The following is a 26,575-nucleotide window of genomic DNA, read 5'->3' as shown; positions in this document are numbered from 1 at the left end:
TGTCCGCAAATCTGAGCGAGGGCTGACTATGGCTGGTATCAAGAATGTTGCGGTCCAGATGGACCATGTCCGGGGCATCAACATTGCGGGCGACTCGACTTTCGCCATGAGCCTCGAGGCGCAGAACCGCGGCTACAAGCTCTTTCACTACACGCCGGAGCGGCTGAGCATGCGCGACGGCAAGGTCTATGCCTCCGTCGAGCCGATGATCCTGCGCGACGTCAAGGGCGATCACTTCGAGCTCGGCGAGCCTGAGCGCGTCGATCTTTCGACCATGGACGTCGTGCTGTTGCGTCAGGACCCGCCCTTCGACATGGCCTATATCACCTCGACGCATCTGCTCGAGCGCATCCACCCGAAGACGCTCGTCGTCAACGATCCGGCTTGGGTTCGCAACTCGCCGGAAAAGATCTTTGTCACCGAATTTGCCGATCTCATGCCGAAGACGCTGATCACCCGCGATCCCGGCGAAATCCGCCGCTTCCGCGATGAGATGGGCGATATCATCCTGAAGCCGCTCTACGGCAATGGCGGCGCCGGCGTCTTCCACTCGACGCGTGACGACCGCAATCTGTCCTCTCTGCTGGAAATGTTCGGCCAGCTCTTCCGCGAGCCTTTCATCGCCCAGCAATATCTGCCCGACGTGCGCAAGGGTGACAAGCGCATCCTGCTCGTCGATGGCGAGGCCGTCGGCGCGATCAACCGCGTGCCGGCCGAGCATGATGCCCGCTCCAACATGCATGTCGGCGGCCGTGCCGAGGCGACCGAGCTCACGGCGCGCGAAAAGGAAATCTGCGCCCGCATCGGCCCGGCCCTGAAGGAGCGCGGTTTCCTGCTCGTCGGCATCGATGTCATCGGTGATTACATGACCGAGATCAACGTCACCTCGCCAACGGGGCTGCGCGAAGTGAAGCGCTTCGGCGGCGCCGATATCGCCAGCCTGCTCTGGGACGCGATCGAATCCAAGCGGGTCTAAATCCTCTCGCTGTAACCCGACCTATATCGCGATGCCCATCCGCCGGCAGGTCAGGATCACCGCTGACTGCCCGGTGGTGCTGTCGTTGGCGATGACGATGGGTACAAAGCCGAAAAGCGGCTTTACGTTGACCATCATGCCGACGTAAGGCCGCTTGTTCGCGATGCCGCCATAGCCACCCATGGCGGTGATCGTGCCGCAAACGCTGACATAACCCTTGCTGTCCTTGGAAGCCGCCATCGGCCCGAAGAGCAGGACGCTCTCATAGGGGAGCCGTTCGCGCCAACCCTTTTCCACCGCAGCGGTTTCCTTGGTGCTCAATTGATAAGGAGTGCCCTTTTCCAGATTGTCCCCACCATCTATTGACTGGCAGCCGGCCAGAACGGTGCCCATCGGAAGGGATAGCGATATCGCAAGTCTCATAATTTGCCCCCGATTGTAGAAATCACTCCTTTGTTCTTTTATTGTTCTTGTTTCATTTCATTTTCTCTGTCACGTTGCAACCCATGGTCTGTTATGAAAGATTGATAGCGGTAAACGCGTTGGATGAGGGCGGGGGATGGTAGCGCGCGTCAGCACGGTGGCGTTTCAGGGCATTGAGGGCGTACCCGTCGAAGTGCAGGTGATGATCGCGCCGGGCAAGGTGCTGATGCATATCGTCGGCCTGCCCGACAAAGCAGTGGCGGAAAGCCGCGAACGGGTCCAGGCAGCGCTCCACGCCTCCGGTCTCGCCTTGCCGCCGAAGAAGGTCACGGTCAATCTCGCGCCGGCAGACTTGCCCAAGGAGGGCAGCCACTTCGACCTTGCCATCGCGCTCGGTCTGATGGCGGCACTCGGCGCGATCCCGGCTGATGCCCTGTCGTCCTATACTGTCATCGGCGAACTCAATCTCGACGGCACGATCGCACCCGTTGCCGGCGCTCTTCCGGCGGCGATCGCGGCCAACGCCATGGGCAAGGGGCTGATCTGCCCTGCCGAAAGCGGGCCAGAAGCCGCATGGGCAGGCAAGGAGATCGATATTCTGGCGCCCCGCAGCCTGATCGCACTTGCCAACCATTTCCGTGGCACGCAGGTCCTGTCGCGGCCGGAACCATCAGTCCGCGCCGGTGCTGCCAATCTGCCGGATCTGGCCGATATCAAAGGGCAGGAAAGCGCCAAGCGGGCTTTGGAAGTGGCGGCGGCCGGTGGGCACAATCTGCTTTTCGTCGGGCCTCCCGGCTCCGGCAAGTCGATGCTGGCCTCGCGCCTGCCGTCGATCCTGCCGCCCTTGTCGACGAACGAGCTGCTGGAAGTGTCGATGATCCATTCGATCGCCGGCCAGCTTTCCGGTGGCAAGCTCTCCGATCGGCGGCCCTATCGCGCGCCGCATCACTCGGCCACCATGGCAGCCCTTGTCGGCGGCGGTCTGCGCGCCAGACCGGGTGAGGCGTCGCTCGCCCATCACGGCATTCTTTTCCTCGATGAGTTGCCGGAGTTTTCGCCGCAGGCGCTCGATGCGCTTCGCCAGCCGCTGGAAACCGGCGAGTGCGTCATCGCCAGGGCAAACCACCGCGTCTCCTATCCTGCCGGCATCCAGCTCGTGGCGGCGATGAACCCCTGCCGCTGCGGCATGGCCGGCGAGCCGGGCCATACCTGTGCGCGCGGGCCACGTTGCGCGTCCGATTATCAGGGCCGCATTTCCGGTCCGCTGTTGGATCGCATCGACATCCGTATCGACGTGCCGGCGGTATCCGCTGCCGACCTGATCCGACCGGCGGCCGCCGAAAAGAGCGCCGACGTCGCGCTCCGCGTCGCCCGCGCCCGTGAACGGCAGCGCGAGCGTTTCGAAAGGGCAGGCTCGAAGGAGATTACTACGAACGCCCGCTGCTCGACCGCCATGATCGAAACCATCGCCGAGCCGGATGCCGCCGGCCTGCAATTGCTGCGCGATGCGGCCGAGAAGATGAAATTCTCGGCACGCGGCTATCATCGCATCCTCAAGGTCGCACGCACCCTCGCCGATCTCGACGACAAGCCGACAGTCGGGCGTATCCATCTGGCGGAAGCCATCTCCTACCGCATTGCCGGCGAGCGGTTGACTGCGCACGCGTGAAAATCCGAAGAGACGGATATAAGAAAGGGCGCCGTAGCGCCCTTTTCCAGATCAACCCGATAAGGCGATATCTCAGCCGCCAAGTCCTTCGAACAGCGCTGTCGAGAGATAGCGCTCGGCGAAGGACGGGATGATGACCACGATGGTCTTGTCTTCGTTTTCGGGGCGCTGGCCGACCTTGATGGCTGCCGTCAGCGCAGCACCCGAGGAAATGCCGACCGGCACGCCTTCGAGCTTTGCGACCAGCCGCGCCAGCTGAAAGGCCTCGTCATTGGTGACGGTCACCACCTCGTCATAGACGTGGGTGTCGAGGATCTTTGGTGCAAAGCCGGCGCCTATGCCCTGGATCTTGTGCGGGCCGGGATTGCCGCCCGACAGAACCGGCGAATCCGCCGGCTCGACGGCAATGACCTTGACGTCGGGCTTGCGCGCCTTCAGCACCTGACCGACGCCGGTGATCGTGCCGCCGGTGCCGATGCCGGACACGAAGATATCGACCTTGCCCTCGGTGTCGTTCCAGATTTCCTCGGCCGTCGTCTTGCGATGGATTTCCGGATTGGCCGGATTTTCGAACTGCTGCGGGATGATGGCATCAGGCAGCGTCGAGGCCAGTTCTTCGGCCTTGGCGATCGCGCCCTTCATGCCCTTCGGGCCTTCGGTCAGCACCAGCTCGGCGCCGAGCAGCGCCAGCATCTTGCGGCGCTCGATCGACATGGTTTCCGGCATGGTCAGGATCAGCTTGTAACCCTTGGCAGCAGCGGCGAAGGCAAGCGCGATACCGGTATTGCCCGAAGTCGGCTCGATCAGCACGGTCCTGCCGGGCGCGATCTTGCCCTGGGCTTCCAGGCTTTCGATCATCGCGACGCCGATGCGGTCCTTCACGGAAGCGATGGGATTGAAAAATTCAAGCTTTGCCAGGAGGTTGGCCTTGACGCCCTTTTCCTTTGCCAGCTTGTCGAGACGAATGATCGGGGTATCGCCGATGGTCTCGGTGATCGAGGCATAAACGCGGCCGCGGCCTGGTTTGCGGGTGTCGGACATGGGTATCTCCCTCTATGTGAATTATGGGGTGACAATAGGATCAAACGCCGGCGGAAACTAGAGTGCGCACGCGCCCCAGGCTCGCTGCCCGTGAGAAAAGAATCTCTCGATAGGCTTCTTCATAGAAGGTTTTTTCAGGCTGCGCGAGCGGCGATGAAGGCGGCCGTGCCGGCGAGAATGCTGGCGGCGACCCTGTTCAATATCTGCAGGGCTCTCGGCTTCTTGAGAAAGATGCGGGCTCGCGAGGCAAGCAGCATATAGGGCACGAGAACGATCAGCAGTACGACGAAGGTTGCCGCAAGCAATATGGCATACTCGTGCGGGCCGATGTGGTTGATGTCGATCAGCGTCGGCACCAGCGCGATATAGAAGAGCATGGCCTTCGGATTGCCGAGCGTCACCAGCAGGCCCGAGAGAAAGGACATACCGGCACCGTTGGATTTTTTCGCCGCGATATCGGCTGCCAGCAGGCCCGCGGTCCAGAGTTTCCAGGCGATATAGCCGAGATAAAGAGCGCCGGCGATCTTGATAACGATAAAGACCTCGGTAAAGGCCTGCGCCACGACCGCAAGGCCGAGGATGACCGCCGTCAGGTAGATCGTGTCGCCGAGCACGAGGCCGAGGCCCATGAAGAAGGTCTCGCGGAAGCCGGAGCCGAGCGCGCGCGCCACGATCGCCGTAACGCCCGGACCGGGGATGGCGGCTGCGATGAAGAGAGCGCCGCAATAAGCGAGCAGGGCCGCGAGCGTCATGAGGGTTTCCTCCACAGATGGTGGTGTCTCTATCGCACCACCTTTGCGTTTTCAAGCGATTGCGCCGGCGCTGCGAACATATTACCAAGGGGGTAAGGTGCGTCGAAACCGCTTTGCCCAAGGATATCATGTCTTCTGCATTGCTCCTGATCGATCTACAGAATTCCATCCTGACCGGTCTCGGCGCCCCGGATCGTCAGCCGGCCATTGACACCGTGCTGGAGACGGTCGTGACCAAGCTCGCAACGCTGAAGCGCAACGCACGCGCCGCCGGCATTCCAGCCTTCATCGTCCAGCATGACGGCACGGTGGGGCACCGCCTGGCAAAGCGCAGCGAAGGCTGGCAGCTGCGTCGGGAAATCGCGCCCGAGGCGGGTGATGTCGTAGTGCATAAGACGAGCTCAGATTCCTTCTTCGAAACCGATCTTGAGGCGAAGCTGCGTGCCCGCGGCATCACCCGTCTTTTCATCGGCGGCTGCATGACGCAATTCTGTGTCGACACGACAGCCCGTCGTGCCGTTTCGCTCGGTTTCGACGTCTCGCTGATCTCCAATGGCCACACTACGGCTGACATGGGCAAGCTGACCTTCGAAGAGATTGTCACCCATCACAATATGCTGCTTGACGGCTTCGATGCCGGGCCGCATGAAATCAAGCTGATTGCATCCACCGAAATTCTCTTCTGAAGTCTTCTTCCGCCCCGGAGGCCCCGATGCCGCATCTGACCAGCATGATCGCCTTTGCCCTGATCGCTCTGGGCATGGTGCTGACACCCGGGCCGAACATGATCTATCTGGTGTCGCGATCGATCTCGCAGGGTCCTGCGGCCGGGTTGATCTCGCTCGGCGGCGTCGCCTGCGGCTTCGTCTTCTATATGCTCTCCGCCGCCCTCGGCATCACCGCCTTTGTCCTCGCGGTGCCCTTCGCCTATGACGCGTTGCGGCTGGCGGGTGCCGCCTACCTTGCCTGGCTGGCCTGGAATGCACTGAAGCCCGGTGGCCGTTCCGCCTTTCAGGTGCGCGAGCTGCCGAAGGATAGCAAGCGCCGGCTCTTCTCCATGGGGCTGGTCACCAGCCTGCTCAATCCGAAGGTCGCGGTTCTCTATCTTTCGCTGCTGCCGCAGTTCATCGATCCGGCCGCCGGCAGCGTCTTCGCGCAATCCGTCATTTTCGGCTTCATCCATATCGCCGTCAGCCTGACCTTTAATGCCATCTTCGCGCTGACGGCGGGCTCCGTTGCGCAGTTCTTCGTGCGCCGCCCGTCCTTCGCACTGGTGCAGCGCTGGCTGATGGGCACGGTGCTGGCCGGGCTCGCCCTCCGTATGGCTTTCGAGGCGCAGCGCTAATGTCGAAACTTTCGCTACCACTCGCTGCCGGTCTGCTGGCACTTGCATCGGTATTGAGTTCCTCTCCGATTGCTTCGGCTGCGGAGACGGGCGCGCGGACGATCGTCTTTATGCGCCATGGCGAGAAGCCGGAAACAGGCCTCGGCCAGCTCAGCTGCCAGGGTCTCAACCGGGCGCTGGCCCTGCCGTCGGTGCTGGCAAAGCTCTTCGGCAAGCCCGCGGCGATCTTTGCGCCGAATCCATCCAAGCGGAAGAAAGATTCCGGCGTTTCCTACGATTACATCCGCCCGCTGGCGACCATCGAGCCGACCGCGATCGCGCTCGGCATGCCTGTCGATACCAGCTTCGGCTATGATGATATCGATGATCTGAAAGCCGAACTCAAGAAGCCTGGCTATGCCGGCAAGCTGGTCTTAGTCGCCTGGGAGCACAAGAAGATCGTCGATCTTGCCCGCGAGTTGATGAGCGATAATGGCGGCGATGAAAAAGCGGTGCCGAAATGGAACGGCGAGGATTTTGACAGCCTCTATGTCCTGCGCATCGGTGGGAGCAAGGCCGGACCAGGTGCGACGTTCGAAAAGATGGCGGAAGGTCTCGATGGTCGCCCTGAAACCTGTCCGACTCCGGCTAAATAGGCTTTAGAACACTGGCCGCATGAAGCTGCGCTCGTAGCTGACGATGCAGCGTGTTTCCTCGCCATAAGCAAATGCGGCGCGGCATTCCGCGTCCTCGGCCATTTTCTTCCGATAGTCTTCATAGGCCGCAAGGCTCGGAAAGCTGAAGAGCGCCAGCGCGATGTTGTTGGCGCCTTCATGCGGCAGGAAATAGCCGTGATGCTTGCCGCCCAGCCGGTTGACCAGCGGGATCCAAAGTTTGGCATAATGCTCAAACTCGGCAAGCTTGTAGGGGTCGATGACATAGCGCAGGTAGCAGGTGATCATTTGGCGGCCTCCTTGGAGAGATGAGCGTTTCTATGCCAGGGCAGGGGGATCGTCCAGCCGAGATTCATGCCGGCCGCAGCGCCTAGAATGATGATGGCACCGACGATCTGCGCGACGCCGAGCACATGGCCGAAGGCGAGGCGATCGACCACGATGGCGGCGATCGGATAGACGAAGGACAGCGCGCCGGTGAGATGCGTCGGCAGCTTCTGAATGGCGCCATAGAGCAGCACATACATCACGCCCGTATGGACAACACCCATGGTGATGAGGATCGACCATCCGCCGGCATCGTGCGGAGCGGCGGAAAAATTGGTGAAGGGTGCGAGCATTAGGATGCCTGTCGAGACCTGGATCAGCGCAATCAGGTGCGGCGGTGTGCCTTTCAGCCACTTCGCGGCAATGGCCGCCAGCGCGTAGAAGAAGGCCGCACCCAGCGAGAGCAGGATGCCGATCGCATAGCTTCCCGAACCGGCAGCTTCGGCCGGCTTGCCCTCCACGATAATAGCCATGCCGGCAAAGGCGAAGCCAAGCCAGAAGAGCTTGGTGAAGGTGATCCGCTCGCCCAGGAACAGCGCGCCGAGCCCCAGCAGCATGAAGGGTTGCGTATTATAAACGGTGGTGGCGATGGAAATGGAAGCGTGGGAATAGGCGGCGAAAAGCAGCAGCCAGTTGAGGACGATGGCGATGCCGCCGCCGACCGCTATGGAGAACGTCTTGAGATTGAGGATGCCGGGGCGCAGGAGGCCTATGGCCGCGCAGATGGCGAGTAGCGTCAGCGCGCCGAATGAACAGCGCCAGAACACGACGTCGGTCACGGCTTGCCCGGACATCAGCACGAACCAGCCGATCGTGCCTGAAATCAGCATAGCTGCCGTCATTTCTATCGTGCCGTGTCTTATCTCGTTCATGGCCTTGGCTCCCATCTAAGGAGGTCAATCATATTGCGGCGTGAGAGCCGATGATATAGATTTAATGAGGAAAGAGAATTTCAGTGCCTAATTAAATGAGGCTGAAGCATGGGTATACCTAACGGGCCTCTAGGTCTCGATGAGATCGATCAGCGAATGCTTGAGGCTTTGGCGCGCAATGCCAGGATATCGCTGAAAGAGCTGGCGGAAGCAGCGGGCCTGTCGTCCCCCAGCGCGGCGGAGCGGCTGCGGCGGCTGGAGGAACGCGGTATTATCTCGGCTTTTACTGTCGATATCGCGCCCGAGACGATCGGCTATCCCCTGCAGGCGATCGTTCGCATCCGGCCCTTGCCCGGCCAGCTGCATGTCGTCGAGCGGATCATTCAAGAGACGCCTGAGTTCATCGAATGCGACAAGGTCACCGGCGACGATTGCTTCATCGGGCGGCTGGTGGTGCGCTCGATGGGCGAACTCGACGGCATCCTGGACAAGATCACCGAGCGGGCCGAAACGAATACCTCGATGATCAAGGCGACGCCGGTCAAGCGCCGGTTGCCGCCGCTTTCGCGCTAGGTGTGTGGTCCCGGCATAAGATGGCGCATCGTTGATCCTGAGTCGTCAGAAAGAGGATGCATATGGGAAGTATTCTTCACGGCAGCGCCCGCACCACGCCGCGTCTTCGGGCGGAACTCCAAGCGCCGCAAGAAAGCACCCGGTCCCTTGCCGCCCGCTACGGCCTGAACCCAAAGACGGTGGCCAAATGGCGTGAGCGGACCACGACAGCCGATGGGCCGCTAAATCCGTCCTCAACGCTGACATCGATTGAGAACGTGTCCTGACGCAGGGTCAGGCCAAGCGCTCGGGCAAGCTCGGACATTACATGCCGGTCGAGCCGAAGCCGCCGGCGCCGCGCTTGGTCTCGCTTGCTTCGGCGGTCTCGAAGATGCGGGCCTGGATCGAGGGGGCAATGACCATCTGCGCGATGCGCATGCCGCGGGTGATCTCGAACGGCTCCTCGCCGAGGTTGATCAGCAGCACCTTCACTTCGCCGCGATAGTCGCTGTCGATCGTGCCGGGCGAGTTCAGGCAGGTGATGCCGTGCTTGAGGGCAAGGCCGGAGCGCGGACGGATCTGCGCCTCGTAGCCATCGGGAACCTCGAAGATGAACCCGGTGGGAACGAGATCCCGCTTGCCGGGAAGGATCGTCAGCGTCGCGCCATCGTCGACTGCGGCGCGTAGGTCCATACCGGCAGCGCCCCTGGTCTCATAGGCGGGCAGCTCAAGGCCTTCGCCATGCGGCAGGCGGATGAGGTTCAGGGTCGGTCGGGTGTCGGTGTGAATGGTCATGCCGTATTAGTTTGCGCTCGAACGCCGCAGGTCAATTGCATTTCGGGCTTTAAGTCGCTAGATACGGCCGCAATTCACAGGATTCACAAGCATGGCCGAAAGTCTCGCCGAGGCGGTCTCCCGCCGCCGCACATTTGCTATTATCGCTCACCCGGACGCGGGCAAGACAACGCTCACCGAAAAGCTGCTGCTTTTCGGCGGCGCCATTCAGCTTGCCGGCGAAGTCAAGGCGAAGAAGGATCGCATGCAGACGCGCTCCGACTGGATGAAGATCGAGCGCGAGCGCGGCATCTCGGTCGTCACCTCGGTCATGACCTTCGAATATGAAGGCAACGTCTTCAACATTCTCGATACGCCCGGCCACGAAGACTTCGCCGACGACACCTATCGCACGCTGACGGCCGTCGACGCCGCGGTCATGGTCATCGACGCCGCCAAGGGTATCGAGCCGCGGACGCTGAAGCTGTTCGAAGTTTGCCGCATGCGCGACATCCCGATCATCACCTTCATCAACAAGATGGACCGCGAAAGCCGCGATCCGTTCGAGATTCTCGACGAGGTCGAAGAGAAGCTCGCGCTCGATACGGCCCCGGTCACCTGGCCGATCGGCCGCTCCAAGACCTTCTGCGGCTCCTATCATCTGGCCACCAATACCGTGCGCGGTTCCGACACCGAGGTCGAGGCGACGCGCGTGAACGGCCCGCAGGCGGTCGCCGACAGGCTGCCGGAAAACGAGCGCCAGGCCTTCATCGACGAGACGGAGCTTGCCATCGAAGCCTGCCGGCCCTTCGACCGCGAATCCTTCCTCGAAGGCCACATGACGCCGGTTTTCTTCGGTTCGGCACTGCGCAATTTCGGTGTTCGCGATCTGATCAATGCGCTCGGCGACTTCGCGCCGCCGCCGCGCGATCAGGTCGCCGATATCAGGACGGTTCACGCCACCGACGACAAGATGACGGCCTTCGTCTTCAAGATCCAGGCCAACATGGACCCGAACCATCGCGACCGCATCGCCTTTGCGCGCATCTGCTCGGGCAAGCTCGAGCGCGGCATGAAGGCGCGCCTGTCGCGCACCGGCAAGCAGCTCGGCTTGACCGCGCCGCAATTCTTCTTCGCTTCGCAGCGCCAGCTTGCCGACACGGCCTTTGCCGGCGATGTCGTCGGCATTCCGAACCATGGAACGCTGCGCATCGGTGATACGCTGACCGAAGGCGAATCCCTCGTCTTCCAGGGCGTGCCGAACTTCTCGCCGGAAATCCTCCGCCGCGTGCGCCTCGAGGATGCCATGAAGGCAAAGAAGCTCAAGGAAGCGCTGCAGCAGATGGCTGAAGAAGGCGTCGTGCAGCTCTTCTCGCCCGAGGACGGCTCGCCCGCCATCGTCGGCGTCGTCGGTGCGCTGCAGCTCGACGTCTTGAAGGAGCGGCTGATGGCGGAATACGGCCTGCCGGTTTCCTTCGAAATGTCGCGCTTCTCCGTCTGCCGCTGGGTTTCTGCCGATCAGGCCGCCGACCTCGAAAAGTTCGTCACTTCGCGTCGTGGCGATATCGCCCGCGATCTCGATGGTGACCCGGTTTTCCTCGCCCAGGATGGCTTCTCGCTGCGCTACGAGGCCGAACGTTACCCGGCTATCAAGATGGTCGCCATCAAGGAATATCACGCCGTCAAGGCGGCGTGATCACTTCGGATTTTGATGTAATGAGTCACAAGCAGCGAATTTGTGACCCATTGCGTTCCCGGACTTCAAGCTTACTCCGGCCTTGCTAGGGCCTGCTCATGAGCTCCGCGTACTGAGCCTCCGTGGCTTCATCCAGCGGAAACATGCACTCAATCCGCAATTCCTGCGTCGTGATCATTTGCGCGATACCGACCGTCGTGACCAGCGAGAAAAATTTCAGAACATGTCCGTCCTTTACGAAGGATAGGGGAATGACCGGCGCATTCTCGATCGTTGGAGATGTTTGCCATTCGGCGTTTACATCGGGGTAGGCGAGCAGATTGTCGACGAGTTCCTTCGTCCGCGCATCGATGACGCGACCGACAGATTCGCGGAAAACTCGCCCCAAAAGACTCTTCGCCGTCTGATCCCAATCCGGAATAAAGGGCCGCATGCCTGCGGGATCGAACATGAGATGCAGGAGATTGCGCGGTGCCGGGCGGGCTTCCATATCGATGAAGTGGCCGAAGAAGCGAAGGGTCGCATCATTGGTCATCACGACATTCCAATAGCGGTCCATCACCACTGCCGGAAAAGGCTCGTGCTGACGAAGCATACGCGTGAGTGCATTCGTAACGCCCCGCATCTCGCGATCATCGAAACTTCCCTCCGAATAGATTGGTGCGTAACCGGCCGCGAGCAGCAAGGTATTGCGCTCGCGGAACGGCACGTCCAACGCGTCGGCGAGACGCAAGACATTCTGGCGGCCAGGCGTACTCCTGCCACTTTCGATAAAACTGATCTGACGCTGCGAAATGCCGGTGTCGAGCGAAAGCTCGAGCTGACTCTTGCCGCGCGTGTCGCGCCATGCGCGTAGCTGCGGGCCGAGTTCGTTTGGTCGTCTCAAATCGGCGTGGGAAGAACTCATCTTGCAAAGGCCTCGCTTCGCCTGTGTCATCGTGGCGGGGCCTTATTCAGCAGCCCCGCCGACGTCGATTCCTATCCGAACGCAATGGGCCCGACTGATCCGTACCAGTGACGCACCTTGGTGGGATCGGCCCCATCCATGTAGAAGAAATGTGTCATGACCGGTATGACCATGGTCTGCGTTCGGTCGTCGGGCGTCATGGTAACAGTCCCGCGGAATACTTTCAGCGATCCGCCGTCCCAATATTCGGTGACGTCATGCAACGCAGTGAAGCCGGTGTCGATGAAGGCGCGCAAGTTTTCACGAATAGTTTCGCGCCCTTTCCAGTCGGCAATGCCGAGATTGCATGTTGCGTCTTCCGCGAAGCAATCGAAGCCGTCGCCGAAGGTCTTGTCGTCAATTTCCCGCCAGAAGGCCAGTAGCCATTGGGGGGCTTCTGTTTTCGTGAACATCATCGTCGTCATGGGTTTCTCCTGAGCCTGCCGCTAACGCGACGGGTCGTGGCCACCGACTTGGTCGCGGGCTGAGGCTCGATATGTTGAAGGGCTCTAAATGCTCTTCCTGCAAGAAGATGGTCGCTAAATACCTCGAGACGAATGCTTCTCTCAATTACATGCGATGTAATGAAAGCCCGCCGATCACGCTTCAAGCCGACTTGATCGCTTCGGATATGTTTCATTTTGGAATAGTGCCTTGGCGATGTTCCATCCCATATAGCGCTATGCCATAGTGCCGGCCCGGAGGATCCTATCGATCGGAACGGGCAGCTTTCATGATGAAAATTCTTGCGGTTCTTGCTCTGGCTTTTGTCGGCTTGTTGCCGGTCGCGGCCGAAGCGCGAATCATCACCGATGCGGCCGGACGCACGGTGTCGGTGCCGGACAAAATCAGCCGCATCGTCGTCGCCGGGCCGCCGGCAGCAGTGCTTGTCTACGTGCTGGCGCCGGAAAAGCTGGCCGGCTGGGTTCATGCGCCAGATGATGCCGCCAAAGCCTATCTGATGCCGTCGGCGCGCGCTCTGCCCATCATTGGGCGACTGACCGGCAAGGGCGGCACGATCAGCGCGCAGACCGTGACGGATGCCAAGCCGGATATCATTCTGGATGCCGGCACGGTCGATCCCACCTACAAGGCGTTGGCCGACAAGGTGCAGTCCGAGACGGGTATTCCCTATGTCCTCATCGACGGCAGCTTTGCCCGCACCGCCGATACGCTTCGCGACGTCGGCGCGCTGATCGGCGTCGGGGATCGTGCCAACAAGCTTGCCGATTATGCCGATTCCGAGATCAAGGATCTGAACGACAAGCTGGCGACGCTGCCGAACGATCCGCGTCCGCGCGTCTATTACGGCCGCGGGGCCGACGGTCTGGAAACGGGGCTCTCCGGCTCGATCAATCTCGAAATCCTCGATGCCGTCGGCACGATGAACGTTGCCGCTGCCGCCGGCAAAGGCGGCCTGACCAAGGTGACGCCGCAGCAGGTCGCCGGCTGGAATCCGGATATCATCATCGCCGACGACGCGAATTTCGCGGCATTGGCGAAGAGCGATCCTCAATGGGCAGGCATCAAGGCCGTCAAGGACGGCAAGGTCTTCCTGCCGCCATCGCTGCCTTTCGGCTGGTTCGACTCACCGCCCGGCGTCAACCGGCTCATCGGCGTGCGCTGGCTGGAAAAGTTGCTTTATCCAAAGCTCTTCCGCAGCGATTTTGCCGGCGACGTGAAGGAGTTCTACAAGCTGTTCTATCAGGTCGATCTGACGGACGATCAGGTGGCGACGCTGCTGAAGGGCGTGAAGTAACAGGCATCGGAGGAGGCAGTTCATGGTTCGTGAAAACGAGATTCGCGAAAACGAGGTGGCCGTCGAACCGCCGGCAGCGTCGGATGCCGGTCTTACCTTCATCGGCCGCATCTCCACACCCTGGACATCGCGCATGGAAACGCCGCGCCAGGGCCGGCCTGACGGACCGATCTGCCGGATCGAGATCTTCGAGCCCTGGGTGGCGGCGCTGCAGGGCGTGGAAGCTTTCGAGCGGCTGGAAGTTCTTTATTGGCTGGATCGCTCCAGGCGGGATCTCGTGCTGCAGAGCCCGGCCAGCAGCGGCAAGGTGCATGGCACTTTCTCGCTGCGGTCCCCGGTTCGGCCCAACCCCATCGGCACATCCATCGTCAAGCTCGAAGCCGTCGAAGGTGCCGTGCTACTGGTTCGCGGCCTCGATTGTCTGGATGGCACGCCGCTGCTCGATCTGAAGCCGGATCGCACGCTGTTCAAACCGATCGCGCCGCCGCAGCCCGGAGATTTCCAGACCGGCGACGGCGAGACAGCGCATTATTGCCAGAAGGCCTAGGCATGATCCCGAAAAGTGCGAAGCGGTTTTCGGATAAGATCATGCCCGCTTTGGTTGTCAGTCGACGGCGACCATGACGTCGGATGCCTTGACGACGGCATAGGCGGCAGATCCCACCGTCAGGCCCAGTTCGTCGACCGCCTCGTTGGTGATCGAGGAGGTAACGATGGAGCCGTTGCCGATATCGATACGGACATGGGCCGTCGTCGCACCTTTGGTGATCTCGACGATCTTGCCCTTGAGACGGTTTCTTGCACTGATTTTCATGGATATTTCTCCCTGTTGGCGGCGCGACGATATCGTCTCAACCCGCGCTGGGCTACCCAAATCCTATTCGCCGCGCGGAAAGCGCTGGTTCTCCTCCAGCACGTTGAGATCCATGTGGTTGCGCATGTATCGCTCCGAGGCCTTCTGCAGCGGCTGATAGTCCCAGGGATAATAGGCACCGTTGCGCAGCGCCGCATAGACGACCCAGCGCCGCGCCTGGCTCTCGCGCACGGCAGCGTCGAAGCTTGCAAAGTTCCAGCGCGTCATGGCCTGCGCGGTCAGGCGGTTCAGCGTTTCGGCATAGGCCGGGTCATCAGCCAGATTGGTCAGCTCCTTCGGGTCCGCTTCGATGTCGAAGAGCATGGGCGGATCCTTCTCGCAAAGGGTCAGCTTGTAGCGGCCGTCGCGCAAGGCTACGAGCGGCGCTTCGGAGCCTTCTGCCGCATATTCCATCGGCACAGGATTGCGGCTCCCGGTGTTCAGAACCAGGGGGGTGAGGTCCTCGCCATCGGTCCAGCGGCGCAGCGATGCGATGTCGATCCCGGCGAGTGCCGCAAGCGTCGGCGTCACGTCGAGCGTCGACACCGGCTGATCGATCCGCTTAGGTTGCCAGCCGGGGGCTGATATCATCAGCGGCACGCGGGCGGAGCCTTCGAAAAAGTTCATCTTGAACCAGAGGCCGCGCTCGCCGAGCATGTCGCCATGGTCCGAGACGAAGAGGATGATGGTGTTGTCGGCCATGCGGCCGCGCTCGAGCGTTTCCAGGATCTCGCCGATCTTCTCGTCGACATAGGAGATATTGGCGAAATAGCCGCGCCGCGCCCGGCGGATCTGCTCCGGTGTGATGTCGAAGGCGGTGTGATCGCACGCCTTCATCAGCCGTTGGGAATGTGCGTCCTGCTGCTCGAAGGGGATTTCGCCGATTTCTGGGTCGAGTACCGGGCAATCCTCATAGAGATCCCAGAAGCGGCGGCGCGCGACGTAAGGATCGTGCGGATGCGTGAAGCTGACCGTCAGGCACCAGGGCCGCTCGTCGTGCCCACGCGAGAGGTCGTAGAGCTTGCGCGTGGCATGGTAGGCAACCTCGTCGTCATATTCCATCTGGTTGGTGATCTCGGCGATGCCGGCCCCGGTCACAGAGCCGAGATTGTGATACCACCAGTCGATGCGCTCGCCGGGCTTGGTATAATCAGGCGTCCAGCCGAAATCGGCGGGATAGATGTCGGTCGTCAGCCGCTCCTCGAAGCCGTGCATCTGATCTGGGCCGACGAAATGCATCTTGCCTGACAAAGCCGTCTGGTAGCCGGCGGCGCGCAGGTGATGGGCGAAGGTCGGGATGTCGGAGCAGAATTCGGCGGCATTGTCGTAGACGCGGGTGCGGCTCGGCAGCTGCCCGGACATGAAGGAGGCTCGCGCCGGCGCACAGAGCGGGCTTGCCGTATAGCTGTTGGCAAAGCGCACGGAGCGCTTCGCTAGGGCCTTCAGAACCGGGGCATGCAGGAAATCGGCCGGGCCGTCGGGAAACAATGTCCCGTTGAACTGATCGACCATGAGAATGAGGATATTCGGGCGGGACATGCGGGTGTCTTTCTTGCAGATCAGAGGCCGATGGCGGCTTTGACGGCATCGAGGCCGGGTTTGCCGTCGATAGTGGTGACGCCGGCAAGCCAGGGCGTCAAGGCATTGGGATGCGCCTTCAGCCAAGCGGTCGCTGCGTCCTTGGCGCTCTCACCGCCGAGGATCGATCCCATCAGCGAATTCTCCATGCCGATGTCGAAGGTCAGGTTGTGGAAGAGCTTGGCGGCATTCGGGCACTGGGTGGCCCAGCCGGTGCGCGCCAACGTATGGACTTCGGCGCCGCCGTAGTTTGCGCCGAAATAGGCATCACCACCGGAGAGATAGGCGATCTGGAACCGTTCGTTCATCGGATGCGGCGCCCAGGCGAGGAAGACGATGGCCTGCTTGTCCTTCGAGGCGCGCTCCACCTGCGACAGCATGGCCTGCTCGCTGGATTCGACAAGCTCCCAGCCCTTGAGGCCGAAGTCGTTGGCGTCGATCATCTTCTGGATATTGGCATTGGCGGGCGCACCGGGTTCGATGCCGTAGATCTTACGGCCGAAGTCGTCGGCATGTTTCTGCAGGTCGGAGAAATCCTGGATGCCCTTGTCGGCGGCATAGATCGGGACCGCCAAAGTGAACTTCGCGCCCTGGAGGTTGCGGTTCAGCACCTCGATGGCCTTCGCCTTGTTGAGATCGTCGACGAAGGCCTTCTGCGCCGGCATCCAGTTGCCGAGAAAGACATCGATCTCGCCGGTTTTCATCGCCTGATAGCCGATCGGCACGGAGAGGGTCTTGATGTCTGGCTCGTAGCCGAGTGCCGTCAGCAGCACGCCGGTCACGCCGTTGGTCGAGGTGATATCGGTCCAGCCGGGATCCGACAGGTGGATCGTTTTGCAGCTGCCGCCATCGGCCCGGGCGATGCCGGCAACGGAAAGGGCGGAAAGAAGAGCGCCGGCGGCCAGCCGACCCATTGCAGACATGCGCATGACGAAAGCTCCCTCTTGTTATTGGATTATTTTATTGAACACCACTAGAGTTCGCCCTGTGAAGCGGGCATTTTTCGATAGCTGCCAAAAGGAAATTTTATGGCTGAACGTTTGGTTGATCTTGGCTGGCTGCGGATCTTTGTGGAGGTCGGGCGCTCCGGTAGCCTGTCTGCCGCAGCCTCGGCGCTTGGCCTGACGCAGCCGGCCGTCAGCTATCAGATTCGCCGCATTGAAGAGCAGATGGGCGTTTCCCTGTTCCGGCGCCAGCATCGCGGCGTCAAGCTCTCGCCTGAGGGGCAGCGCCTGCTTGAGATTGTCGAGAAGGCGGTCGGCGGCGTCGATACGCTGGTGCGCAGCTTCCGCGCCGAGGCGGAGCGCCCGTCGGTCCGGCTCAGAACGGACTACGCCTTCTCCGCTCTCTGGCTGATCCCTCGCATGCATGTATTCCGGCTTCTTCACCCCGAATTGGATATCCAGATCGTCGCCACGCAACGGTTGGATCGCGGTGCGCCAGAAAATGGCGATATCGCCGTTTTCTTCGGTTCGAGAAATGAATTCGGGTCAGGAGCGACGCTGCTTCTGCCGGAAAAGGTCGTGCCGATCTGCACCAAAGGCTTCGCCGAGCGTCATGGACCTTTCACCGATCCCTCTCAGCTGGCGCGCGCGACGCTGGTGCATCTCGATTCCGAAACCCCGTCGCCGTGGTTCGACTGGGAAAGCTATCTTGCGGCTTTCGGCATAGCACGCGACAGCTATGCCGACCGTGGCGACCTGCGCTTCAATACCTATTCGCTGGTCGTCCAGGCGGCACTCGGTGAGCAGGGTGTGGCGATTGGCTGGATGGGCCTTGTCGATTCGCTTCTCGCCGCAGGTACGCTGGTGACGGCGGGTCCGATGTTGGAAGCGCCGGAACGCGGCTACTGGCTTCTGCCGCCGGCAGCGCCAAGCCCGCAGGCGGAGCGGCTGGCTCAATGGCTGCTGGCGGAAGCGGCCGCCGTGCTGCCTCAATCGCTTACTTCGCCGTGAGATCGGCCAGGAAGGTCTCGCACCAGTGCAAGACGTCGTGTTCCAGCAGGTAGTCCATCATGCCGCGCCAGCGTTCCTGCCGCTCCTGCAGCGGCATATTGACAGCGCGGGCCAAGGCGTTGGCGGTACCATCGACATCATAGGGGTTGACCAATAAAGCGCCGTGCAGCTTGCGAGCCGCGCCGGCAAACTGTGACAGCACCAGCACGCCGGGATTTTCTGGATCCTGTGCTGCGACATATTCCTTGGCGACTAGATTCATGCCGTCGCGCAACGGCGTCACCAGCCCGACTTTTGCGAGCCGGTAGAGGCCTGCCAGGATCGGGCGGCTGATCGAGCGGTTGATATAGCGAATGGGAACCCAGTCCACCGTGCCGATCGCGCCGTTGACCCTGCCGGCCTGTTCGGCGACGGCGTGCTGCATCGCCTCGTATTCCGGCACTTCGGAGCGTGATTTCGGGGTGATCTGCAAGTAGGTGACGCTGCGCTGGTGAGCCGGATTGTTGGTGATGAACCGCTCGAAGGCGTCGATGCGCTGCGTGATGCCCTTGGAGTAGTCGAGCCGGTCGACGCCGAGGATCAGGTCGCGGCCCTCGATGCTTTTCCGTACCTTCTGCACCATGCTGTGGGATGCGGCCTTGCGCGCGAAGGCGGCGAAGGCTGCCGTCTCGATGCCGATCGAATAGGCGCCACCGCGAAAATCATGGCCGTGCGCGCTGAAATGACCGGGGCTCTTCTCGATGCCCATGCCTTCGCGCTTCAGGCAGCCCGCAAAGTTCTCGAGGTCGTGGTCCGTTTGAAAGCCGACCAGGTCGTAGGAGGAGAGGCCGCGCATGATCTCTTCATGCACCGGCATGGCCAGCACGACGTCCGCCGGTGGCCAGGGAATATGCAGGAAGAAGCCGATGCGGTTCTTCAATCCCATCTGCCGCAGCTCCGCCGCCAGCGGAATGAGATGGTAGTCATGCACCCAGATGATGTCGTCAGGTTCGATCAGGGGCGCAAGCCGATGGGCAAAGAAGCGGTTGACCCGGAAATAGCCGGTCATTTCCTTGCGGGCATATTCGGCAAGATCGAGCCTGTAGTGGCAGATCGGCCAGAGCACGCGGTTGGCGAAGCCCTGATAATATTCCTCGACGTCCGTTTGCGTCAGGTCGGAGAGGGCATAAGTAATATTGCCATCCTGCGTCATCTGCAGCGGTTCTGGCTCGATGTCGCCGCTCGATTTGCCGGACCAGCCCATCCAGATGCCGCCGCGCTCGGCAAGGGCGGCCTGCAGCGCGACGGCAAGGCCGCCCGCCGCTGCAGCACCCTTGTGATCGGGCACGGAAACACGATTGGAAACGATGACGAGACGACTCAACGAATTCTTCCTTTCGAGCAGGCTAAAGCAATTCCAGGAAAAGTGCGCAGCGGTTTTCCGTTCGGAATTGCGGGAAAATAAGAAGCTAGGAGAGTGTCGAGGTGATCGACGGGCTACTTGAGGAGCGTTCCCAGCACATCTCTTAAACGCGCAGGCGAGCCAATAGATGCACGGGCCAGCGTTTTTCCGTCGGCATCGCCGATGCGTACGGATTGACCGCCGAGACGGTTGGCGGCGGCAAACATCGTCTCGTCGGTCACGTCGTCGCCGATCGTGATCGGGCGGCGCCCCTCGAAGGGGGCTTCGGCCAGAAACGCCTCGACGGCATGCCCTTTGCTGGCGTGAGCGGGGCAGATTTCGATCACCATCTTGCCGCGCTGAAGGTTCCAGTCTGGGCCGGCTTCCTCGATATGGCGCTGCATGGCTTCGCCGATCTCGGCCTCGCTTGCAGGCGCATGCCGGAAGTGAACCGCGACCGCAGCTCCCTTGTCCTCGACGATGGCGCCGGGCCAGGCGATGGCTTCACGCTGGATGATCAGCTTCATTTCCTGGAAGGCGGGCGGGATATGCGCACGCCGCAGCCTTCCACCGGCATCGCGCCGTTCCGCGCCGTGAAGACCGGCAACGGGAAAGCGGAAAGGAGCAAAGAGCGGATCGACGAATTCGATGGCGCGGCCCGTTACCAATGCCAGCGCTCCGCCGAGCTGACGGGATAGCGCATGGAGCGTGCCGGGCAGATAGTCCGGAACGACGATCGCCTCCGGTCTTTCGGCGAGGTCGAGCAAGGTTCCGTCGATATCGAGGAACAGAGCCCAGTCCTGCGGATACAATGAGAGAGCGCTAAGGGCCGGCTCTTTCAGCGGCCGCGGTTCGGCTTCGCCCTGTTTGGGCTGTTCCTGAGAAGACATGGGGGATTAGCTAAGGCGCTCTTCTCATTTGGCAAGGCAAAAAACGAAAGGCTGAAAATCAAAAGGGGCCGCGTTGAGCGACCCCCCATGAGTTTTGGCCCGTAACTGGCCTGAAGCGGCGAACGCTTCGGGAAGGTGTTGATCAGAGCGAGGGCTGCCTCGCAACGCACACAACCATTTCCATGCCGTATACAAAGACCGAAATCTCACTAGACATTGGATCACCTTCCTTTCGTTACGTTTCAGACAGGCTAAAGGTAGCTTAAATCTGAGCCGATGCAAGGGGCTCGGCCTGAGAGAGATTCACACTTATTGTCGCAATGAAATGTCTTGCCTCGCAGCATCTCCGACCAAAGCCCCGTCGCAGCGGGCTTCACGAAGAAAATGTTGCGACGCAGAATGTGATCGGACGAAGCGTCAAATATCTGTCATCTTGCGCCGCGCGGCATGGAAAATTAAGGCTTTATTACCTGTTCCGCATGAACAATCGTCCAAGATTTGCCATTCTCCCGCCGGACAGGAAGACAGCAGGAATCGGAGTGAAAGACGCATGTGTCGCTGGGCAGCCTATCGTGGAGAACCCCTCTATCTGGAGGAGCTGGTGTCTTCGCCTGCCCACTCCCTGATCGAACAATCCCATTGTGCCACGCGCGCCAAGACCGCCACCAATGGTGATGGTTTCGGCATCGCCTGGTATGGCGATCGGGCGGAACCCGGCCGTTATCGCGATATTCTGCCGGCCTGGTCCGATTGCAATTTGAAGAGCCTCGCCCGGCAGATCCGCTCGCCGCTCTTCCTCGCCCATGTCCGCGCGGCCACCGGCGGCGGCACGCGGCGCGACAATTGCCATCCCTTCGTCTTCGAGAACTGGTCGTTCCAGCATAACGGCCAGATTTCCAATTTCGACCGCCTGCGCCGGCCGATGGAAGCCATGCTCGACGACCGCCTGTTTCATGTCCGCAGCGGCACGACCGACTCAGAGCTTCTCTTCCTGCTTGCGATGCAGTTCGGCATGGCCGCCAACCCGATCGCGGCGATGGCCGAAGCCATCGGCTTCGTCGAAGGCCTGTCGCTGCATCTGACCGGCTCGGTGCTGGTGCGCTTCACCGCTGCCTTTTCCGACGGCAAGTCGCTGTATGCCATCCGCTATGCGACCGACCGCAAGGCGCCGACCCTCTATGCCTCGCCGGTCGGGTCAGGCAATTGCCTCGTGTCGGAGCCGTTGAACGACGATGTCGACGCGTGGCGCGAAATCCCCAATGGCAGCGCCGTCATGATCGACGATACCGGCGTTCATGTCCGGCCCTTCCAGCCGGAAGAGCGCGCCGCCGATGACGCACGGACGCCAGCCGCTATCCCTGCATGAGCTTCTCGGCGATCAGGGCCGCGAGCCGTGTCGCCACTTCATCCTTGTCGAGATCGGGCCATTGCTCGACGCCGTCGTGACTGATGATCTTCACGCGATTTCGCAGGCCGCCCATGATGCCGGTTGAGGGCGAGACGTCGTTGGCGACGATGAAATCTGCGCCTTTGCGCTCAAGCTTCGCGCGGGCATTGCTCTCGACATCCTGCGTTTCGGCGGCAAAGCCGATCACGAGCTTCGGCCGTTGCGTATGGTGGCCGACCGTTTTCAATATGTCGGGGTTTTCCGTGAGCGCCAGCGTCGGGATCGACTCGCCCGGATGCTTCTTGATCTTCTGATCGGATGCGGAAGCGACTTTCCAGTCCGCTACTGCTGCGACCATGACGGCGATATCGGCTGGAAGAGCGGCGAGCACGGCATCGCGCATCTCGTCTGCCCGCTCGACATGGATGACATTGAGGCCGATCGGATCGGGTATCGCGACCGGGCCGGAAACCAGGGTGACATCGGCCCCGAGCGCGGCGAGTGCCGCGGCTATGGCATGGCCCTGCCGACCTGATGAGCGGTTGGCGATATAGCGCACAGGATCGATCGGCTCATGCGTCGGGCCCGAAGTGACGATCACCTTCCTGCCGGCAAGCGGCTTGGCGCCGTCATCCAGGCGGCGCTCGACTGCAGCGACGATATCGAGCGGTTCCGCCATTCGACCCGCGCCGACCTCGCCGCTTTCGGCCATTTCGCCGATCACAGGGCCGACGAAGGCGATGCCGTCGGCGCGCAGCATCTCGATGTTGCGCTTGGTCGCCGGATGCGCCCACATTTTCGGGTTCATGGCCGGCGCGGCGAGGACGGGTCGGTCCGTGGCAAGCAATATGGTCGAGGCGAGATCGTCCGCCAGCCCGTTTGCCATCTTGGCGAGCAGATCGGCAGTGGCGGGCGCGATCAAAACGAGGTCGCAGTCGCGCGCGAGCCGGATATGGCCGACATCCTGCTCATCCTGGCGCGAAAACAAATCGGTGAAGACATGGTCGGTTGCGAGCGCACCGACGGCAAGCGGCGTGATGAACTGTTGCGCGCCCGCGGTCATGACGGGCCGTACACTCGCGCCGCGCTCGTGCAGCCGGCGGATGAGGTCGAGGCTCTTATAGGCCGCGATACCGCCGGAGATGATGAGAAGGATGCGCTTTCCTGCGAGAACCATGCCTGAACCCGTCGCCTGTTCTTTTGCCCATAAGCCTAAGCCTTTGGCGGATAATAGGCAATCGCCGCGTGTCTCCCCGGGCATCAACAGGCGGTCGATCACATCGGCATCACGCTCTTGTCACTTGCGGCAGTCATTCGGCTCGACAACATTGAACACGTTAACGATCGAAGGAGTAACGCCTTGAAACTGATGAAAGTCGCAATGATCGCCCTACCAATCATGGCAGCTGCCGCGCCGGCGTTCGCTGAGCGGGCCTATTCGCCGCAAGAGCAGAAGAACGAGGAGATCGTTCTGGACTTTTACCAGAAGGCGCTGAACGACAAGGACTTCGACGCCGCCTCCAAATATCTCGGCAAATATATCCAGCACAATCCGCTGGCCGCCGATGGTCCCGAAGGTCTGCGCAGCTTTCTCGACTACCTGAAGAAGAACTATCCGCAGTCGAAGAGCGAGATCAAGCGCGTCATGGTCGACGGCGACTTTGTGATTCTGCGCGTCCACGCCATTCGTCAGCCAGGCGACCGGGGCAGCGCCATCGTCGATATTTTCCGCGTCGAGGACAACAAGATCCAGGAGCACTGGGACTCGGTGCAGCCGATCCCGGAAAAGTCGATGAACAACAATACGATGTTCTGAACGGAAAGGCCGCAGCGGGAGTAGAACCCACGGCCTGCCCTTTTCATTCAGAGCATTCCAGCTACATGATCCCGCAACCAGTTCAGGCTTTGCGGGATCATGTCGGCGTTCCGGAGACTGCCGATGCGGCCGACGATAGTGGCGCCGTGAAAAGGGCCGTCAGGTACGCGTGATCGATACGCCGCCATCGACCAGCGACGCCGTGCCGGTGACAAAGCTTGCGTCATCGGAGGCGAGGTAGAGGACCGAGCGGGCAATCTCTTCCGGACCGGCGACGCGCTTCAGCGCATGCAGATTGGTTATGAAAGCCTGCTTGTCGGCTGTATCGTTCATCTCGCGATACATATCTGTGTCGACCGCGCCTGGCAGTATGGCATTGACGCGTACATTCTGCGGGCCAAATTCGGCGGCGAGTGTCTGTGTCAGGCCGATCAGGCCGGATTTGCTGGCGGCATAGGCGGCAACCCCCGGGAAGCTGACGGTATGGCCGACAAAGGTCGAGGTGAAGATCACCGAGCCACCGCCGTGCTTGACCATTTCGCCGATCTGGTGCTTGGCGGCCAGGAACGACGCGGTGAGGTTGATCGCCAGCGCGTCGGCAAAGCCTGCCTCTGAAACCTCGGTGCTGGGACCGGCTTCGCCGAGCGTGCCGGCATTGTTGAAGGCAATATCGAGCCTGCCGTAGCGCTCGACCGCAAGGGCGACCAGCGCCTTGTGGTAGTCTTCCGAGCGCACATCGCCGGCCAAGGCGACTGCATCACCGCCTGCGGCTTTGATGTCAGCGACAAGGCTTTCCAGTTCCGCGCCGCGGCGAGCGCCGACGATAACCTTGGCGCCTTCGGCGGCGAAGAGCTTTGCGGTGGTGCGGCCGATGCCGGAGCTTGCGCCGGTGACGATCGCGATTTTTCCATTCAAGCGGTTCATTGTATCAACTCCTATGTGAGGGCGTTTCTTTCAGTCTGTCCGATACGCGGAAGATGGTCTTTTCCGATCGTTCGGGTTAGTCTTCAAATCATGGAACTCGAATTCGGAATTGCCGAACGATGCTGAAGATGGACGGGATCACCGCCTTTGTGGCCGTTGCCGAGGCGGGATCGATCAGCGAGGCGGCGCGGCGCCTGCGCTTGTCGAAATCCGTCGTCAGCGAACGGCTGTCGGAAATGGAGAAGGCATTGGGGGCGACCCTGCTTCACCGCACGACCCGCAAGCTGACCCTCACGGAGGACGGCACGGCCTTTCTGGAGCGGGCAACTCGCATCGCGCAGGAGGTGCGTGAAGCCGCAGCCGATCTCGCCGAGCGGCGCGGCACGTTGATGGGACCGCTGCGCATTGCAGCCCCTGTCACCTTCGGCCGCATGCATCTCGGCCCGGCTCTCTATCCGTTTCTCGCTGACCATCCGGAGATCGAGCTCACGCTTGATCTTGACGACCGAAGGGTTGATGCCGCCTCGGATGGCTATGATGCGATCATACGCCATGGGCTGATTGCCGACTCGCGACTCATCGCATGGAAGCTCGCCCGCAGCCGCCGTCTTCTTGTGGCGTCGCCGGATTATCTCAGTCGCCACGGCAAGCCCGCCTCCTTGTCCGATCTTGAGGATCATCGCGGTATCTTCTACACCAATCGCGGCGTGGCCGACTGGCGCTTCCAAAGCCCGGATGGTGCCGTCGTCATCCGCGGGAAGCTGGCATTGGGCGTCAACAATGGCGATGTCCTCCATGATGCAGCCATTTCCGGGCTGGGAATTGCTTTGTTGCCAGCCTTCATCGCGGGACCTTCGGTCAGAGAGGGGCGGCTCGTCGAGATCGATGTCGGCTACCGGCCGGAGCCGGAGTTCATCTTCATGGCTCACCCGGAAGGACGCAACCCCTCGGCAAAGCTTCGGGCCATCGCCGATCATCTGAAGAAGGCGTTCGGCGATCCGCCTTATTGGGAGCTGGAGTAATTCCAGCAAAAGTGCGAAGCGGTTTTGCGTCCGGAATTGCGAGAAAACAAAGAGATAGAGCATTTCCGTGACTCCGTTTAAAACGGAAATGATCTAGGCGCGCAACTACCCAATCAGGCTCATGAGATTGGCGACGATCGGTGATCGCTGTGCTTTGAGGCTGGCAAGGCCGAGCCGCGCCACCACCGGTGGCCCAGCGATCGGCCGATAGGCGACGCCATCGAGCTTGATCTGCGCGATCGAAGCCGGAACGATGGAAACGCCCAGATTGGCGGCGACGAGATTGACGACGGAGGGGATCTGCGGCGCCTCTTGCATCACGACGAGCTCGAAGCCTGCCTCGCGGCAAGCCCCAACGATATCGTCATAGAGGCTGAGCCCCACCATGCGCGGGAAGAGAATGAAGGGCTCGCCGGCCAGCGCCGCGATCGGCAAGCGCTCCTTCTTCGCCAGCGCGTGATGCGCCGGCAGCGCGATCAGCATAGGCTCGTCGGCAAAGCGCTTCAGACGCACATCCCGCGGGTCTTCCAGGCCAGGACGAATGAAGGCTGCGTCGATCTCGCCGCGCATCAGCCGCTCCATCAGCGCATTGGTATTCATCTCGGTCAGTGACAGCCGCACGTCCGGCCAGTGACCTCGAAACTCGCGAATAGTTGCTGTGACGATGGTGTTGAAGGCGGAGGAGGCGGTGAAGCCGAGCGATAGGCGGCCGATCTCGCCGCGATTGGCGCGCTGGGCGGCAAGCTTTGCTTTTTCCGCGGCATCGACCGCCATTTTTGCTTCCGCGAGAAAGGCCTCGCCGGCCGCTGTCAGCTCCGCGCCATGCGGTACACGGTGGAACAGTTGCGCTCCCACCTCGTTTTCCAGATCCCGGATTTGCTGGCTGAGAGGTGGTTGGCCGATGCCGAGGGTAGCGGCGGCGCGGGTGAAATTTCCCGCTTCCGCGAGTGCCAGAAAATAGCGGATATGACGCAGCTCCATCGC

General features: G+C 61.4%; 29 protein-coding genes and 1 pseudogene. 14 read left to right on the top strand and 16 right to left on the bottom strand.

The features are described 5' to 3' along the window. The first annotated feature begins 28 nt into the window (after positions 1–28). Positions 29–976, top strand: a complete 948-nt coding sequence (gshB, locus tag GA0061102_RS01320) for a glutathione synthase (RefSeq protein ID WP_092843286.1) — start codon at positions 29–31, stop codon at positions 974–976. 21 nt (positions 977–997) lie between these two features. Here the strand turns inward: gshB and GA0061102_RS01315 are convergent, their stop codons facing one another. Then, the gene (locus GA0061102_RS01315; protein ID WP_139115011.1) at positions 998–1,399 is read right to left on the bottom strand and encodes a hypothetical protein; all 402 of its coding nucleotides are present in this window, start codon (positions 1,397–1,399) and stop codon (positions 998–1,000) included. A gap of 136 nt (positions 1,400–1,535) precedes the next feature. Here GA0061102_RS01315 and GA0061102_RS01310 point away from each other — a divergent pair, with 136 nt between their 5' ends. Continuing rightward, on the top strand, positions 1,536–3,068 hold the full coding sequence (locus GA0061102_RS01310) for a YifB family Mg chelatase-like AAA ATPase (RefSeq protein WP_092843283.1): 1,533 nt from the start codon (positions 1,536–1,538) through the stop codon (positions 3,066–3,068). A gap of 72 nt (positions 3,069–3,140) precedes the next feature. Here GA0061102_RS01310 and cysK read toward each other — a convergent pair whose 3' ends face one another. Together cysK and GA0061102_RS01300 are read right to left on the bottom strand one after the other, a co-directional pair. Then, complete coding sequence (gene cysK / locus GA0061102_RS01305) at positions 3,141–4,109, bottom strand: cysteine synthase A (protein ID WP_092843281.1); 969 nt, start codon at positions 4,107–4,109, stop codon at positions 3,141–3,143. Positions 4,110–4,243: 134 nt separating this feature from the next. Further along, on the bottom strand, positions 4,244–4,861 hold the full coding sequence (locus GA0061102_RS01300) for a LysE family translocator (RefSeq protein WP_092843279.1): 618 nt from the start codon (positions 4,859–4,861) through the stop codon (positions 4,244–4,246). Positions 4,862–4,989: 128 nt separating this feature from the next. Here GA0061102_RS01300 and GA0061102_RS01295 point away from each other — a divergent pair, with 128 nt between their 5' ends. Genes GA0061102_RS01295 through GA0061102_RS01285 form a run of 3 tightly spaced genes read left to right on the top strand, consistent with a single transcriptional unit; the run spans position 4,990 to position 6,841 of the window. Next, a complete protein-coding gene (locus GA0061102_RS01295) occupies positions 4,990–5,547 on the top strand; it encodes a cysteine hydrolase family protein (protein ID WP_092843674.1) in 558 nt (185 codons plus the stop codon). A 26-nt stretch (positions 5,548–5,573) separates the two neighbouring features. Continuing rightward, complete coding sequence (locus GA0061102_RS01290; RefSeq protein ID WP_092843277.1) at positions 5,574–6,206, top strand: LysE family translocator; 633 nt, start codon at positions 5,574–5,576, stop codon at positions 6,204–6,206. After that, a complete protein-coding gene (locus GA0061102_RS01285) occupies positions 6,206–6,841 on the top strand; it encodes a hypothetical protein (protein WP_092843275.1) in 636 nt (211 codons plus the stop codon). The genes GA0061102_RS01290 and GA0061102_RS01285 overlap by 1 nt, the downstream gene beginning before the upstream one ends. Before the next feature lie 3 nt (positions 6,842–6,844). Here the strand turns inward: GA0061102_RS01285 and GA0061102_RS01280 are convergent, their stop codons facing one another. Both GA0061102_RS01280 and GA0061102_RS01275 read right to left on the bottom strand, forming a co-directional pair. Continuing rightward, on the bottom strand, positions 6,845–7,147 hold the full coding sequence (locus tag GA0061102_RS01280; RefSeq protein WP_092843273.1) for an NIPSNAP family protein: 303 nt from the start codon (positions 7,145–7,147) through the stop codon (positions 6,845–6,847). After that, complete coding sequence (locus tag GA0061102_RS01275) at positions 7,144–8,058, bottom strand: DMT family transporter (protein WP_092843672.1); 915 nt, start codon at positions 8,056–8,058, stop codon at positions 7,144–7,146. Before GA0061102_RS01275 ends, GA0061102_RS01280 begins: the two co-directional genes overlap by 4 nt. A gap of 108 nt (positions 8,059–8,166) precedes the next feature. On the opposite strand from GA0061102_RS01275, the gene GA0061102_RS01270 reads away from it, so the two are divergent. Both GA0061102_RS01270 and GA0061102_RS01265 read left to right on the top strand, forming a co-directional pair. After that, positions 8,167–8,631: an Lrp/AsnC family transcriptional regulator gene (locus GA0061102_RS01270; protein ID WP_092843271.1), complete on the top strand. Its 465-nt coding sequence runs from the start codon at positions 8,167–8,169 to the stop codon at positions 8,629–8,631. A gap of 62 nt (positions 8,632–8,693) precedes the next feature. Next, positions 8,694–8,882, top strand: a pseudogene (locus GA0061102_RS01265) (IS481 family transposase); the annotation flags it as partial. Positions 8,883–8,934: 52 nt separating this feature from the next. Here the strand turns inward: GA0061102_RS01265 and dut are convergent. Further along, entirely contained in the window at positions 8,935–9,405 is a 471-nt protein-coding gene (gene dut / locus GA0061102_RS01260; RefSeq protein WP_092843267.1) for a dUTP diphosphatase, read from the bottom strand. Positions 9,406–9,496: 91 nt separating this feature from the next. On the opposite strand from dut, the gene GA0061102_RS01255 reads away from it, so the two are divergent. Then, a complete protein-coding gene (locus tag GA0061102_RS01255) occupies positions 9,497–11,080 on the top strand; it encodes a peptide chain release factor 3 (RefSeq protein ID WP_092843266.1) in 1,584 nt (527 codons plus the stop codon). 85 nt (positions 11,081–11,165) lie between these two features. Here the strand turns inward: GA0061102_RS01255 and GA0061102_RS01250 are convergent, their stop codons facing one another. Next, entirely contained in the window at positions 11,166–11,987 is an 822-nt protein-coding gene (locus tag GA0061102_RS01250; RefSeq protein ID WP_092843264.1) for a helix-turn-helix domain-containing protein, read from the bottom strand. Positions 11,988–12,058: 71 nt separating this feature from the next. Continuing rightward, the gene (locus tag GA0061102_RS01245; RefSeq protein WP_092843263.1) at positions 12,059–12,451 is read right to left on the bottom strand and encodes a nuclear transport factor 2 family protein; all 393 of its coding nucleotides are present in this window, start codon (positions 12,449–12,451) and stop codon (positions 12,059–12,061) included. A 308-nt stretch (positions 12,452–12,759) separates the two neighbouring features. Between GA0061102_RS01245 and GA0061102_RS01240 the strand changes: the two genes are divergently transcribed. Next, entirely contained in the window at positions 12,760–13,785 is a 1,026-nt protein-coding gene (locus GA0061102_RS01240) for an iron ABC transporter substrate-binding protein (protein WP_092843260.1), read from the top strand. Between the two features lie 22 nt (positions 13,786–13,807). Continuing rightward, positions 13,808–14,332: a tRNA (N6-threonylcarbamoyladenosine(37)-N6)-methyltransferase TrmO gene (gene tsaA, locus GA0061102_RS01235; RefSeq protein WP_092843258.1), complete on the top strand. Its 525-nt coding sequence runs from the start codon at positions 13,808–13,810 to the stop codon at positions 14,330–14,332. Between the two features lie 57 nt (positions 14,333–14,389). Here the strand turns inward: tsaA and GA0061102_RS01230 are convergent, their stop codons facing one another. From GA0061102_RS01230 to GA0061102_RS01220, 3 genes are all read right to left on the bottom strand, one after another. After that, positions 14,390–14,599, bottom strand: a complete 210-nt coding sequence (locus tag GA0061102_RS01230; RefSeq protein WP_092843256.1) for a TOBE domain-containing protein — start codon at positions 14,597–14,599, stop codon at positions 14,390–14,392. 63 nt (positions 14,600–14,662) lie between these two features. Then, entirely contained in the window at positions 14,663–16,177 is a 1,515-nt protein-coding gene (gene betC, locus GA0061102_RS01225; protein WP_092843254.1) for a choline-sulfatase, read from the bottom strand. Between the two features lie 20 nt (positions 16,178–16,197). Further along, positions 16,198–17,145, bottom strand: a complete 948-nt coding sequence (locus GA0061102_RS01220; RefSeq protein ID WP_167667861.1) for a choline ABC transporter substrate-binding protein — start codon at positions 17,143–17,145, stop codon at positions 16,198–16,200. 99 nt (positions 17,146–17,244) lie between these two features. Between GA0061102_RS01220 and GA0061102_RS01215 the strand changes: the two genes are divergently transcribed. Then, a complete protein-coding gene (locus GA0061102_RS01215; protein WP_092843252.1) occupies positions 17,245–18,171 on the top strand; it encodes a choline sulfate utilization transcriptional regulator in 927 nt (308 codons plus the stop codon). Here the strand turns inward: GA0061102_RS01215 and otsA are convergent. After that, entirely contained in the window at positions 18,158–19,534 is a 1,377-nt protein-coding gene (otsA, locus tag GA0061102_RS01210) for an alpha,alpha-trehalose-phosphate synthase (UDP-forming) (RefSeq protein ID WP_092843250.1), read from the bottom strand. The two genes, GA0061102_RS01215 and otsA, sit on opposite strands and share 14 nt — an antisense overlap. A 113-nt stretch (positions 19,535–19,647) precedes the next feature. Further along, positions 19,648–20,442: a trehalose-phosphatase gene (otsB, locus tag GA0061102_RS01205; RefSeq protein ID WP_092843248.1), complete on the bottom strand. Its 795-nt coding sequence runs from the start codon at positions 20,440–20,442 to the stop codon at positions 19,648–19,650. Positions 20,443–20,992: 550 nt separating this feature from the next. Here otsB and GA0061102_RS01200 point away from each other — a divergent pair. Next, positions 20,993–21,808 (top strand): class II glutamine amidotransferase, encoded by an 816-nt coding sequence (locus GA0061102_RS01200; RefSeq protein WP_092843246.1) that lies wholly within the window; start codon positions 20,993–20,995, stop codon positions 21,806–21,808. On the opposite strand, the gene coaBC is transcribed toward GA0061102_RS01200, so the two are convergent. Beyond that, complete coding sequence (gene coaBC / locus GA0061102_RS01195) at positions 21,795–23,006, bottom strand: bifunctional phosphopantothenoylcysteine decarboxylase/phosphopantothenate--cysteine ligase CoaBC (RefSeq protein WP_092843244.1); 1,212 nt, start codon at positions 23,004–23,006, stop codon at positions 21,795–21,797. The genes GA0061102_RS01200 and coaBC overlap by 14 nt on opposite strands. A 192-nt stretch (positions 23,007–23,198) precedes the next feature. On the opposite strand from coaBC, the gene GA0061102_RS01190 reads away from it, so the two are divergent. After that, positions 23,199–23,645, top strand: coding sequence for a nuclear transport factor 2 family protein (locus GA0061102_RS01190; protein WP_208858598.1), 447 nt, complete (start codon positions 23,199–23,201; stop codon positions 23,643–23,645). 159 nt (positions 23,646–23,804) lie between these two features. Here GA0061102_RS01190 and GA0061102_RS01185 read toward each other — a convergent pair whose 3' ends face one another. After that, complete coding sequence (locus GA0061102_RS01185; protein WP_092843240.1) at positions 23,805–24,569, bottom strand: SDR family oxidoreductase; 765 nt, start codon at positions 24,567–24,569, stop codon at positions 23,805–23,807. A 119-nt stretch (positions 24,570–24,688) separates the two neighbouring features. Here GA0061102_RS01185 and GA0061102_RS01180 point away from each other — a divergent pair, with 119 nt between their 5' ends. Beyond that, complete coding sequence (locus GA0061102_RS01180; protein ID WP_092843238.1) at positions 24,689–25,591, top strand: LysR family transcriptional regulator; 903 nt, start codon at positions 24,689–24,691, stop codon at positions 25,589–25,591. 105 nt (positions 25,592–25,696) lie between these two features. Here the strand turns inward: GA0061102_RS01180 and GA0061102_RS01175 are convergent, their stop codons facing one another. Continuing rightward, positions 25,697–26,572 carry a LysR family transcriptional regulator gene (locus GA0061102_RS01175; protein WP_092843236.1) on the bottom strand — a complete coding sequence of 292 codons (876 nt, stop codon included), beginning with the start codon at positions 26,570–26,572 and terminating at the stop codon, positions 25,697–25,699. Between the last annotated feature and the right edge of the window lie 3 nt (positions 26,573–26,575).

It is taken from the genome of Martinezella miluonensis (assembly GCF_900094545.1).
Taxonomy (GTDB): Bacteria; Pseudomonadota; Alphaproteobacteria; order Rhizobiales; family Rhizobiaceae; genus Rhizobium; species Rhizobium miluonense.
This window is presented reverse-complemented; position numbering and strand designations above follow the sequence as displayed.